Annotated in this window: 10 protein-coding genes; 4 read left to right on the forward strand and 6 right to left on the reverse strand. The window is 61.8% G+C overall.

The genetic code is table 11. The features are described from left to right. The first annotated feature begins 6 nt into the window (after positions 1–6). From NKJ11_RS15505 to NKJ11_RS15515, 3 genes are all read left to right on the forward strand, one after another. Entirely contained in the window at positions 7–306 is a 300-nt protein-coding gene (locus tag NKJ11_RS15505; protein ID WP_245273064.1) for a hypothetical protein, read from the forward strand. A gap of 186 nt (positions 307–492) precedes the next feature. Then, positions 493–1,599 (forward strand): OmpA family protein, encoded by a 1,107-nt coding sequence (locus NKJ11_RS15510; RefSeq protein WP_352793701.1) that lies wholly within the window; start codon positions 493–495, stop codon positions 1,597–1,599. A 7-nt stretch (positions 1,600–1,606) separates the two neighbouring features. Continuing rightward, on the forward strand, positions 1,607–2,851 hold the full coding sequence (locus tag NKJ11_RS15515; RefSeq protein WP_352440785.1) for a caspase family protein: 1,245 nt from the start codon (positions 1,607–1,609) through the stop codon (positions 2,849–2,851). On the opposite strand, the gene NKJ11_RS15520 is transcribed toward NKJ11_RS15515, so the two are convergent. Continuing rightward, positions 2,833–3,462, reverse strand: coding sequence for a DUF6931 family protein (locus NKJ11_RS15520; protein ID WP_352793702.1), 630 nt, complete (start codon positions 3,460–3,462; stop codon positions 2,833–2,835). The genes NKJ11_RS15515 and NKJ11_RS15520 overlap by 19 nt on opposite strands. A 161-nt stretch (positions 3,463–3,623) precedes the next feature. Here NKJ11_RS15520 and NKJ11_RS15525 point away from each other — a divergent pair, with 161 nt between their 5' ends. Next, positions 3,624–4,160, forward strand: a complete 537-nt coding sequence (locus NKJ11_RS15525) for an OmpA family protein (protein ID WP_127321072.1) — start codon at positions 3,624–3,626, stop codon at positions 4,158–4,160. A 37-nt stretch (positions 4,161–4,197) separates the two neighbouring features. Here the strand turns inward: NKJ11_RS15525 and NKJ11_RS15530 are convergent, their stop codons facing one another. The 5 genes from NKJ11_RS15530 to NKJ11_RS15550 all read right to left on the reverse strand — a co-directional run bounded on the left by NKJ11_RS15530 (position 4,198) and on the right by NKJ11_RS15550 (position 12,157). Then, positions 4,198–5,811, reverse strand: a complete 1,614-nt coding sequence (locus tag NKJ11_RS15530) for a caspase family protein (RefSeq protein ID WP_023809167.1) — start codon at positions 5,809–5,811, stop codon at positions 4,198–4,200. Positions 5,812–6,027: 216 nt separating this feature from the next. Continuing rightward, positions 6,028–8,397, reverse strand: coding sequence for a M23 family metallopeptidase (locus tag NKJ11_RS15535; protein ID WP_023809166.1), 2,370 nt, complete (start codon positions 8,395–8,397; stop codon positions 6,028–6,030). Next, complete coding sequence (locus NKJ11_RS15540) at positions 8,394–8,804, reverse strand: DUF1036 domain-containing protein (protein ID WP_023809165.1); 411 nt, start codon at positions 8,802–8,804, stop codon at positions 8,394–8,396. Before NKJ11_RS15540 ends, NKJ11_RS15535 begins: the two co-directional genes overlap by 4 nt. A 105-nt stretch (positions 8,805–8,909) precedes the next feature. Further along, positions 8,910–11,378: a serine/threonine-protein kinase gene (locus NKJ11_RS15545; RefSeq protein ID WP_023809164.1), complete on the reverse strand. Its 2,469-nt coding sequence runs from the start codon at positions 11,376–11,378 to the stop codon at positions 8,910–8,912. After that, the gene (locus NKJ11_RS15550; RefSeq protein ID WP_023809163.1) at positions 11,378–12,157 is read right to left on the reverse strand and encodes a PP2C family protein-serine/threonine phosphatase; all 780 of its coding nucleotides are present in this window, start codon (positions 12,155–12,157) and stop codon (positions 11,378–11,380) included. Before NKJ11_RS15550 ends, NKJ11_RS15545 begins: the two co-directional genes overlap by 1 nt. Between the last annotated feature and the right edge of the window lie 165 nt (positions 12,158–12,322).

Below are 12,322 nucleotides of genomic sequence, written 5' to 3' on the forward strand. Positions count from 1 at the left end.
GCAATCGTGGGCAGGGCAGTGAAGCAGGCATTGATCGCCACAGTTCTATCCGGCGCTCTGGTGGCAGTAGCGGGCTGCATGTCCGTTGCGCCCGCGCCCAAGGCCGAACCGACGGTGACGACGACAAAGCACAGGCCGAAGCTCATTCGCACGACGACCACGCCAAAGATCACCAGGCAGAAGAAGGCTATCGCCAAGAAACTCGTCGAACCGACTGAGGAAACCGCACCTGTCGTCGTTCCACCTTTGGGCGGCGGCAATGGCGGCACCGGTGGCACTGGTGGCGGAGGCGGCGGCTGGGGATAATGCTAACAGCAGGTCAGGGTTTCGCGGCACCGCTCGCCGAGGCCGCCTGCCACCATTTGACACGCCAACTCTGCCCCCGGACCTTGACCGGAAGACCGGCTGCAACTGCTCGCCAACCAGCCGCAAGTGCTCTATGCTCTCGCCAGGTGTCGTGTCGATACGGTGGTCCTGGTCAGGGGGCGTTCCATGTTCGAAGTCGTCGCATTCTGGTGGAAGATGAGGCTGAAAGGCCCCGCCACACGAGGTCTTGGCCTGATCGTCGCGCTTTCCGGCTTGCTGCTACTCGCATCGCAAGCCGCCAACGCAGCGCCGAACTGGACGCTTGATCCCACGGCTTCGGTGATCACCTACCAGTCGGTGAAGAAAAACACGATCGTCGAGACAAACAAGATCAGGAACATCACCGGCACGCTCAGCTCGGCGGGTGATGCCAAGGTCACCTTCGACCTCAATTCGGTCGATACCGGCGTCGACCTGCGCAATGTCCGCATGCGCTTCCTGTTTTTCGAGACATTCAAATACCCGACGGCCGAGCTGACGGCCAATGTGGATCCCGCCGCATTCGCCGATCTCGCGACAAAACGCAGGGTGAAGTCGACGCTGCCTTTCCGTCTCAATCTGCACGGCGTCGACAAGGACCTCGAGGCCAGCATCGTCGTCACCATGATCAGTGACGACATGGTCTCCGTTGCTTCGGAAGCTCCCGTCGCGGTTCACGTGGAGGATTTCGGCTTGCTGCCGAACGTGGACAAACTCCAGCAGGCGGCCAACGTCACCAACATCGTGCCCACCGCGTCGGTGTCGTTCGATTTCGTCTTCACCGCCGACGGCAGCAAGCCCGCTGCAACCCAGACCGCCGCGGCGAGTTCGACCGATGTAGGTCCCGTTGCCACCGACGCCGCCAAGGCGAACTTCAGCGATGAGGAATGCTTGAACAGGTTTGCCGTGCTCTCACGCACCGGCGCCATCTACTTCCGGCCGGCCAGCGCGCGGCTCGATGCGAAAAGCCGCCCATTGCTGACGGAGGTCGAAGGTGTCGTTGGCAAATGCCCAAGCCTGAAGGTCGAGATCTCCGGCTATACCGATTCCGATGGATCGCCGGACGCAAACAAGCAGTTGTCGGAGCGGCGCGCCCACGCGGTTGCCGACGCCTTGATTGCCGAGGGTATTCCGCGCAATCAGGTCAGCGCCGCCGGCTATGGCGAGGAGCGGCCGGTTGCCGCCAACGATACGCCGAAGAACAAGGCGCTCAATCGGCGGATCGAGTTTTCCGCCACCAAGCCCGTGAACTGAGGTTCCGGTGAGGTCCGATCTGATCGCCTGTTGCGGTGGCCTCTTTCGTGCCGCCGGGCTTGCCGCGCTTGCCTTGCTTTTGACTGTAACAGCCGCCAGTGCCGAGCGCCGCATCGCGCTGGTTCTGGGCAATTCCCAGTACCAGCACGCGGCGCCGCTCGCCAATCCGGTGCGCGACGCCCAGGCCATGGCCGAACGCTTGAAGAAACTCGATTTTGAGGTCGTTTCCGGCTTCGACCTGACCAAGCTGCAGACACAGGCGACGATCGTGCAGTTCGCGAAACAGGTGCGCGGTGCCGACATCGCGCTGTTTTTCTATGCCGGCCACGGCCTGCAGGTTTCGGGCAAGAACTATCTGCTTCCAGTCGACGCTGCGCTGGAAGATGAAACCTCCGTCGACTTCGAAGCCGTGTCGGTTGATTTCGTTTTGCGCCAGATGTCGCGAGAGACCAGCATCAGTCTGGTGTTTCTCGACGCTTGCCGCGACAATCCCCTCGCCGAGGTGCTGGCCAAGACCGCGGGCGTCAACGGCGCCAGCAGCGGCCTTGCCGAGATCCCGGTAGAGAATGGTGGCACCGGCACGCTCGTCGCTTTCGCCGCCAGTCCCAATCAACTTGCCTATGACGGGTCGGGCGAACATTCGCCTTTCACCTCGGCGCTCCTCAAGCGTATCGGCGAATCCAACGTCTCCATCACCGACGCCATGAACAGGGTCACCAGCGACGTCTTCAAGGCAACCTCCGGCAAGCAGCGTCCCTGGATCAACGTTTCGCTGAAAACGGATGTCGTTCTGCACAAGGTCGATCTCAATGCGCCGTTGATCGTGGGCGAGGCGAGCGCACCTCCAACCGAAGGCGGCTCCGACGCAAGCAACACCGGCGCTGCAGGCGCATCAGGCCAAAGTGACGACCAGCTTGCGCTCGATGTGCTGCGTCAGAAGATCCCCAGGCTGGCTTCGGACGATCCGATCTTTTTCGACCATCCGATCGATTTCGGTGATCCGGCAATCGATGGCAAGAGCATCGCCCAGCTGATCAAGGGCAAACCCCTGTTCAGCCCGGTGGAGGGATTGGACAAGTCGGTATGGGAGGACAAACATTGCGACGGCTGCCATGAATGGGACGAGGCACGGCTATGCGAACAGGCGAAAAATTTCGCCACCAACGATGCTTCTGTTTTGCGCCTGCAACATCCACTTGGAACGCGCTTCAAGGTGGCGCTTGCCAAATGGGCTCAAGGTGGCTGCAAGTAAGCATCCGCCGATTGGCGCAGGGCCTCGATCTCGGCCATCTGGATGCCCATTTCGACAAACGCGGAAAGAACGGCAAAGCGGTCCACCAGTGCGGCACGCGCCAGCCCGGCCAGAACACCCGCATTGATTGCATGGGCGGCAGGAAACGGCTGCAAGGCCGATGGTGCTTCTGCGCCGACAACAGATCCGACAATAAAGGAACCATTGTCACGCCATCCCGCCGCCCGGGCAATCCAGGCTCCCGGCGTTGTTGGCGGCGTTGCCTCTGCCTGGCTCACCGCGGGGCGATGGCTGTCCGGTTCACCGACCCAGTCGCGAACATAGGCGAGCAACTCGTGATCAGTTCCATCGAGCAACTCGCTCAGATGGCTCAGGCATTCATGCGCCCACCAGACCGCAGCCCGGTCGGGAAGCAGGTAGGCACAGAACGTGATCGCCTCTTCGGGAACGCGCCCGGCGAGCAGGTCGCGGCAAAACTCGATCGATTGCTGTTCGGTTGGAAGGGCTCTCATGTCCCGGGCAATAGCGGGACAAGCCATGAAGAGATCCTGTGCCGTTTTGAATCGGAGCTCATTGGCCATGACCGCCACGCCTTCATCGAGAAGCTCCAACCACTCAAGCCCCAGGCGCGGCGCGGGTCAAGTCTCAACCGGTGACGCTGCAACAACTGCCGGCACCGCCGCATCCCCTGGCGTTTATCGACAGACAATTGCCCCGGAATTTGGTATGATCACCACCATCGAAATCGGATGCTCAAACAGGAGTAACCGCTATGCAGTGGGGCAGTTCAGCCTTGGTGTTGGCAGTCGTGTTTTTCTCGACTCACGCTTCCGCCGACCCTGTTCAGAAATCAGAAGACATCGTGAAGTTTTTTGCCGGCGCCGCCGACCTCGGCAAGTCGCGAGGAATTTGTGTAGGAACCGAGGAAGAGTGCAAGAGCAAGACCAAGGCAAAAGACGCGCCGGCCGAAAAATCCAGCCTCGATATGCTGATCAATTTCGGGTTGGATTCGGCCGAACTCGACGCGACAGCGCGCAGTGAACTCGACGAGTTCGCCAAGGCCCTGAAGGACAGGCGGCTGAGCACATTCAACTTCGTTGTCGAAGGCTACACCGATGCCACCGGCACGGTCCACTACAACGAGGGCCTGTCGCAACGGCGAGCGCAATCGGTGGCAGCCTTCCTGACGGCCAATGGTGTCGAGGCCGCCCGCATCAACCCGATCGGCATGGGCGAAAAGAATCCGCGCAGCCCCAACCCGTACGATCCGGCTAACCGCCGCGTGGAAATGCGGATAAAGACGCAATAGCACCTACCGCGTGCCACTGTTCCAGGAACGCCGGCGGTCAGTTCTTGAGCACGCCGCCCACAGCCACACCGGTGCCGAAGATCAGCGCCTTGGTGAGGAAGTCGTTGTTATCCCGGGGCGGCGGAAGATCATCATCCTGCCGCACCACTGTGTCCCGGTTGCGCCGCTTCTGAACGACCTGCTGTTGTTTGCGGGGTTTCTGTGCCACCGGTCTCTGCGTGCGGACCTTCTTTACCACCTGTTTTTTCGGCTGCGTCGCACGGGCCTGATCGGCAGCATATCTGGCGCGCACGGTTTCCATCATCGGATCAGTCTGGATCACGAGGAATGCAAGTTGCTCGCGTGTCAGATAGCTGGTCTGCGGCAGGCCGTTCTCCACCTGCCAGATACCGATCGCCTGGCGGGTCTGTGGGCCTATGTTTCCGTCGACGCGGCCAAGCTCGTTGCCCAACGCTTCGATGCGCAATTGCAAGTCGATGCGACCCTGGCGGTCGAGGCCAATGGCATTTTCCGTCAACTCGGTGCCCGGTGTTTGCTTCACCTCGTCGGGGACGCCGACCGAGGTGCGCACTGCGGAGCCGGAACTGGCGTTCGCCTGGTCCGTATCGAGTGCCGCGACCTGCCGGTTCTGGGCTTCCGGGTCGTTCAATTCGTCGATGTTCAGCCGCGCCACCGTGGCGAAGCGGCCGTTTGGGAACTGCTCGAGATAGGCCTCGTAGAACGGCACCGAGTTGCGCTTGGAGGCTTCATCCCAGAGCCGCTGCTCGACTTCCCAGGAAGGCGGGTCACCAACCACCAGCGTGGGGGCGGTTGCCGCCCCGGCATTGGCAGGCTGTGCTTCAGGCGCCGCCACGACAACGGGTTTTCCAATGAAGACCTCGCGCCCCAGCGACGCGTTGTGCCAAGGCCTCTGGCGACCTTGCGTCGTCTCGGTCACTTCGCCGCGCACGCGCGTCAGCGCGCTCTGGATCTCAATGCCGGGTTCGGTCAGGTGCCTGGCGAGCGCCGTGGAGTAAGGGCTGTTGACGCCGTTGCCGTCGAAAGCGATGGCGCCCGGATCCGTTGCATAGGCGATCAGGATGCCGCCCGTGCCTACGCCGTCCGATCTTGCTTCGATCGGTGCCAGACCGGACCCCAACGAACGCGACTTCGGCAGCGAGGCGGCCAACGTCCTGGCGAGTGGATTGTCGCGGCAGGCATCGAGTATGATGACGCCGACCGCCGGATCAGGCGGCAGCGCCGCCAGGAAGTCTTCGACCTGAATGGTGCGGGTCTTGAGATAGGCCGGCGACGTCAACTCGGCGTCGACCGGTATCAGGAAATTCTTGCCGTCGACCTGCATGCCGTGCCCGGCATAAAAGATGACGGCGAGGTCGGCATCGTAAGACTGCTCTGTGAACCGGCTGATGAGGCTGTGCATGCCGGCATTGTCCTGATCCATCCCCTCGATCACCTCGAAGCCGGCATTGCGCAGCGTGGAGGCGATGAGGTGCGCGTCGTTGGCGGGGTTGGGCAAAGCGACAGCATGAACATACTTGCTGTTGCCGATGACCAGTGCGACGCGCTTGGCGTCGGGCGCGGCTGCCTCAGCGCTGAACGCGGCAAGGATAAAAAGGAGAAATCCGCTCAGAAATACGATGAACGCTTTCATGGACCAGCCCTCCGCCCAGCAGGGCGCACTGTTGATGTCTGCGCATGCTCAATTTCGTCAGCGACAATGTCGCTTATGCCAAAATGGCTCTTGGGCGTATGTGATCCTGACCACGGTCTTGGTTCACAAAGGACCCGAAAAAAGTTGTCCATAGTAACACTTTGCAGCCGGAACACCAATGGTCTGACGGTGAACTCATGAACCGCGAGGGCAGGTTCAAAGGGTATTCTGAAGCGAGCTTATGACGGCCGTGATGGCTTGCTTGTATTCTTCGAACTCTGGCGACGTCTGGCGCACTTCCGTCGTGGTCGATACCGGTTGGCCTGCGCCGGTCCCCGCGGGGCTGAGCTTTCGGCCCATTTTCCTTTCGGCCCAGTCCACGACATAGCCGGCGGTCTTGCCGGTGAGGAACGGGTTGGCCTGAATGACGGCCGACCCGAGCACGGCGCTCAATTGCGCCGAACTCGACGCCGACAATACCTGATGGGCGCCTTCCATGCCCAGGAAATGGCAGAGATAGAGCCGGCCGGCTGTGATCTGGTGGCCTCGCGCCCGAAGATAGGCTTCACCCTCGCGCGCAAGATTGCGCACCATCTCGCGCGAGATCGTGTAGTCGTAGCGCAGAGCAAGGAGATCCGCATTTGAAAGTGTGCGCGCCAGTTCGGGACGGTAGGTGTTCATCATCCTGATCCAGGTCTTCGATATGAATTGGCCGGCACCGGTTGCTGAAGAAAGCGGGTTCTTGGCGCGGGCGCTGCCACCACTTTCGACATGAACGATACGGTCGGTCAGTGTTTCGACAGCAGGATCGCTCGTTGCGACCGCGGCGGTCACCGTGCCCAGCGGGTCGATCGCCCCGCCATTCTGATAGAGTTCGAAATGCAGATGCGGCCCGGTCGACAGGCCGGTGGTGCCGATATAGCCAATGATGTCGCCGGCCTTCACCTTTGTGCCGACACCGCTTGCTATCGCGAATTTCTGCATATGCGCGTAGCGCGTCTCGCGTCCGTTGGCATGCGCAATCTTCACCAGGTTGCCATAACCGCCGCCGTCGCCCTGGAAGGTGACCTCGCCGTCGAAAGCGGCCGCGATCGGCGTACCCACCGGAGCCGCCCAATCGACGCCCTTGTGGATGCGAACCACGCCCAGAATTGGGTGCTTGCGTGGACCGAAGGTGGACGTCATGACCCCGTTGACCGGCGTGACCATGCCGTTGATGACCGTCAGCGAGCGGATCTGATCGTCGCCGGTAACGCATGCAAACTGACCGTCGCTCTGCTGGAAGACGAAGCATTCGAAGCTCTTTTCAGCACCCTGCACGCCGACATACAGCACGCGTCCGTCGGTCTCGCCCTTGCCGCGCGGCGTTTGTGAATAGATCAGGACAAGGCGCTGGTCCTCGCTGGCGAAGGCGTCCAGGTCCCGTCCTCTCGATAGGTACATGATCGCTTCGCCGATCACGCCGGTCGGAACTTTGTTGCGCGCCGCCGTCGAATAGATTGCGTCGAGCAGGCGATATTGCCGCTTGTGCGTGCCTTCTTCCGGTGCACCCGAATAGTTGAACAGATCTTCGCGGACCCAGGGATCGACACCCGATACGAATGCACCCGCGGCGTTGCGCGTCAGCGTGCCGACAAAGACGCTCTTGGCGTAGATCGACACCTGCATGAGCGACATTGTTGTCGTCTCGCGCGTCGGCCTGAAACCACGCATGGCGACGACATAACCCGGTTCCAGGCCTTCCCGGTTGAAAAGCGCCTTCAGCGCTTCGCCCGCCCGCCTGGCGTCCTCGACGGAGAAATGCGCATCGAGCGCAACGCTGTCCAGGCTGCGGTCGTTGAGGATTTTCACGAACGTGTCTTCGGTCGCCTCGAACCGCTGATACTCATTCGTGACGGTTGCGACACTCGTGTTGTTTTCGATCTGTGTCTTCTGGAATGCGGGCAGGGCTGCTTCGCCTGCATCGATTGTTTCACCCCAGCCGGCTTCGGGATCGTCGGTGCCCATCTGCTGCCCCGAAGCAGCCGGAGCCTCGTTGGGGGCAGGCGAGGGCTGAAGATCGTTCTGCAGATCCCCCGCCGGCGGCTGAAGATCGTCCTGCAGATCGTTGGACGGCGGCGGGGCGGTCTGCCGTTGCGCCTGGAAGAATGCGAAGTCTTCCTGCGTCGACGGTATCGTCGTCATGAATTTTTCGCTGGCGCTGAGCATCACATCCGACAGGATTTCGATCTGCGGAGAAATCCCGGCCTGATCGAGATCCGCCGGCTTCGCGATCGAACGGCCCCTCGACGTGGCGTCGGCGTCGGGGGCAAGGGTGATCCACATCGGGTCCCCGGCAAGGTCGATAATGGCAGGCACATAGACCGATGCATCGGCCGGCACGTCGTCCACCCCTTCGACCGCGTGAAGCTCTTCGTCTTCGTCGCCGAACGACCAATAATCGGCGGTGAGGTAGAAGCCCACGGCGATCGACAGCATGATGATCGCGGCAAGACCGGCAAGCAGCCGGCGCCAGAGCCTGCGTCTGCGAAGCGCAAGGCGCGCCTGCTTCTTCTGCCTGAAGCTCGTGTCGATAGTGTGCGTCACGGGCTGTTTCCGGTCAGGAAGAACGTCCACCGCGCCTGTTCGAGCGTATCGACTTCGAGAAATTGCGCCGCGATATGGCCGCGTTGCCAGCATTCGTCGATGCCGCGGGTCGAGAAACGCCTTCGCTCGATGCACATTTCGGTCGATCCCGTCAGGATCGCGTGGCCGAAGACGTCCGTTGCGTAGATGTAGATGTAGCGGTTGGTCAGTTCCTCGCGAATGACATTCACGCACTGATTGGCGCCGATGGTCCACCAGCCGTCTGTCTGATCGGCATTGTCGACCTTCTGGCCGACTGCGAGATTGACGACGTCGAGTGTCTGATTGCAGACCGTGAATTCGGCTCGCGCTTCGCCGGATGACAGCACAGCCAGCAGCGCGGCGCCCGCGATGACCGCAAGCTTCATGTGGCCCGCCAAGGCGAGCAGGGCGCGAACCGGTTCACACTGCTTTATGGGCAGGTCGGCAGACGAGTGGGGCAAACACGAGCAGCGTTCCATCGGGCGCCCATGCTATCCGCCGAGCCGGAAATACTTGGCAGTGGCTGAGAACTGAGATCCGTTGGTCTCGATTTCCTCGAGAATTTTGGGTAGCAGCGCCGAGGCTGGCGTCGGCGCCGAGAATGCGGCCGCCTCAATATCCTGGGGTCCCGTGATCACCATTATGATCTGCGGCACGGCCTTTCCAGCGGCCTTGTCGGCGGCGCCGAGGCCAATCGGGATGCTGAAGGTGGCTTTGTCCGACTGTGCGACGATGCGATCGTCGAGATTAAACACCATGCCCTTGTGATCGATCAGCAACACGCTGGAAATGAGCCCGCCACGCGTCACCAGCGTGCCGCTGATCGGCGTACCGTTCGGCACCGACGTCCGGTCGAGAACAAGCTGCGGCTTGTCGGCCGCGGTCTGTCCCAGAAAGCGCAGAAAATTGGTGACTTCGCACTGGCTCGGCTCAATGAGGCGGACGCTGATGTCGGGCTCCACATGGAATTTCGCCTGGAAATCGCCCAGCATGCGTTCGAATGGCTGGACCGCTGTTCCAAATCCTTCGATCGCGGCTGCGGTGTCGGTTGGCGAATTCATGGTCGCATAGAAACAGTCGCCGCCGCCGAAGTCGCGAACCCAGGAGACTCGTTGCGCGATGTCGTCCACGGCCGGAGGAATGGCCGGTTTGGGTACGTTCAACGCGACGACAGGTTGGTCCGGCTGCTTGGCCGCCGGTGGCACAGTCTTTTGGCTCTCGGCGTTCGCGGCATCCGTCTGGCTTGCAGTGGGTTTGGGCGCCGGCCCGGCAACCTTGGGTTCTGCCGGCTGGCTGATCTGCGGCTCCGGTTTGGGCTTTGGGCTCTCCACAAACTCTGGCTGGGCCGGCGGTGTCTTTTCGGATGGCTGCTGCGCGTCCGTTGCCGATGACTCCGGGGGGCCCGCGGTTTGCGCGGGGACAGTGGGCTTGGCCGGCTCCGGCGTTTGCACTGCCTTGGCATCTGCCTGGCTTCCAGCCGGCGGCACGCCCGCCTCTGTTTGCGGTTGCGCTTCCATTGCCGGCGGTTTCTCAGATTCCTCGGTCTGCGAAGGGAGTTCGGCGGGCTTGGCCGGCTGCGGCTTTTGAGCCGCCGAGGCATCTGGCTGGTTTTCAGCCGGCGGTACGCTGGCCTCCGGCTGCACGGGCGGAACTGGCTTTGCCGGCTCAGGGGCGTTCGCGACTTTGTCCGTGAGGGTCGGCGCCGAAGTTTCCGGTGTAGGCTTTGACGGTTCGGGCGCGGAAAGCGATGTCTTGCCGGCAATCGGCGTTGCCGGCGTCATGAAGCCGCTCAGATACAGGCCCGCGCCTGAGGCGACAGCTAGTGTCGCCAGGGCAGCGATCGCGATAGTTGGGGTCTTTGTGGATTTCTTGGGCATATCCGCAGTGACCGCGCGCGGAGGGCCGGCGACCGGCGAAGGCAGCGGTTCGGACAAATGCGCGGGCCGGACATGCGGGACGAAGCGCTGCTCGCCCGGGCCCGTTGCCGTCGGCGCGTTGCGTCCCGCGACATTGGATGCCTGGCCGCCCTTGGGATCAGGAGTAAGGGTTTGCCCGGCTGGCCGGTTGCGGGGTGTGATGGACGTCGGCGGCGTTGTTCCTTCGTCTTCGCCACGCGTCATCCTGGCGATATCAGCCATGCTGACCGGCCGGTCTCGCGGATCCGGTTGCAGCATGGCTTCGACAATGTCACGAAAATCGTCGTCGATATCAGAGAGGTCAGGCACGGCCCGGCGCTTTTCGATGATCTCGAACTGCGATCCGCTCATGTCGATCGGTTTCCCGCGCAGAGCGGCAGCCAGCACCAGCCCAAGGCTGTAAATGTCGGACTGTTCACTGACGTCGCCGCTGTACAGCCCGAGCTGTTCGGGCGAAACGTAGTTGTACTTTCCCGCGAACTTCCCGCCGATCAGTGTCTCCCCGCCCACGGTCGCCGATCGCGCTATACCGAAATCGATGATCTTTGCGCGGTCGACCCGGCCCCCCGGCAGGATGATATTGTCCGGCGAGAGGTCGCGATGGATTGCTCCCGCTTGATGCACGGCGCTCAGGCCGGATGCGAGGCGATGGCAGAGCTTGCGCACCTCATCCGTCGGCATCGGACCACGTCGCATGATGTCGTACAGCGACTCGCCGTCGACGAATTCCATGGCAAGGTAGGGACGGCCGATCCCGGGATCGATGGTGAAGACGTGGTATCGCACGACCGCATCATGCGACAGGTGGTTGAGGATCGAGGCCTCCTTGCGGAACAAGGACAAGATCGTCTGGTCACGGGCAAATTCGGGCAGCACGATCTTGATCGCGACATGGTCGCCGGTCTGGATGTTGTGGCCGCGATAGACCTCGCCCATGCCGCCGAATGCGATCCGTTCGTCAAGTTCGTAGATGCCGCTGAGCTGCGTACCGACAGCGGTGTTGGCCACTTGCGGCGATATTCGCGTCTTGTCATCGGCGCTCATCAGCCTCGGCCCTCCGCTCTGGACAGATCAGGGTGGAGCGATTGTCCATTGCGCCCGTTCCCAATCTTAACCAGCACAATGGTGACATTGTCCGTTCCGCCTCGCGCCAGAACCGTTTCCAGCAGGTTTTCTCCGGCCGCCTGAGGTGTAGCCGACACGACGGCGGCCTCGATCTCGGGGTCGGTGACATGTGCCGTCAGCCCATCGGTGGCCAGCACGAAAATGTCTCCCGGCATCAGTTCGCCCTGCTGGAAATCGATGACGAAGTCGTCACTGACCCCGATCGCATGTGTGATGACATTGCGGCGTGGCCAGGTGAGCGCCTCGACCGCGCTGATCATGCCTCGATCCAAGAGTTCCTGCACTTCGGTGTGGTCTTTCGAAATCTGCGAGATCGCGGCGTTGCGGATCAGATAAACCCGGCTGTCGCCCGCCCACAGGCAGGCAAATCGTCCGTCCATCGCCAACAGGGCGGCGACCGTGGAGCCGATGGTGATGCCGCGCGATTCCGATATGCTGCGGATTTCGGCATTGGCCCGGCTCAGCCTGTCCTCGAAGCGGGCCCGAAGATCGGGTGCCGAGCTCGCGATGCCGATTGTTGACAGATGATCGACGATACTGGCGGAAGCGACCTCTCCGGCGTCATGTCCACCCATTCCGTCGGCTACCACCCAGAGGCCAGTTTGTGGCTCGACTAGATAGCTGTCTTCATTGAGCTCACGGACACAGCCTTTGTGGCTCACGCCGAAGCTTTCGATGGAAAGGGCGACAGTATTCAAATTGCCACCAAGCGCTTTTCAAGCGTCCTTCTGCGGCGCACCTTTGGACGCTCGCTGGCGCCACTTTGCCACAGGCTCGAACATTAAAGTACCGAAAACTAAGGAAAACCGGGGTTTGAACTCTGGTCAGCGGATCGGCGCCATGATCAGCAGATCAAACCCATC

Source organism: Mesorhizobium sp. M0243 (genome assembly GCF_040321775.1).
GTDB lineage: Bacteria > Pseudomonadota > Alphaproteobacteria > Rhizobiales > Rhizobiaceae > Mesorhizobium.

Excerpts from the sequence above, each read along its gene's own strand:
- NKJ11_RS15510 (WP_352793701.1), top strand. The coding sequence starts at position 493 with ATGTTCGAAGTCGTCGCATTCTGGTGGAAGATGAGGCTGAAAGGCCCC.
- NKJ11_RS15525 (WP_127321072.1), top strand. The coding sequence starts at position 3,624 with ATGCAGTGGGGCAGTTCAGCCTTGGTGTTGGCAGTCGTGTTTTTCTCG.
- NKJ11_RS15530 (WP_023809167.1), bottom strand. The coding sequence starts at position 5,811 with ATGAAAGCGTTCATCGTATTTCTGAGCGGATTTCTCCTTTTTATCCTT.
- NKJ11_RS15540 (WP_023809165.1), bottom strand. The coding sequence starts at position 8,804 with ATGAAGCTTGCGGTCATCGCGGGCGCCGCGCTGCTGGCTGTGCTGTCA.
- NKJ11_RS15545 (WP_023809164.1), bottom strand. The coding sequence starts at position 11,378 with ATGAGCGCCGATGACAAGACGCGAATATCGCCGCAAGTGGCCAACACC.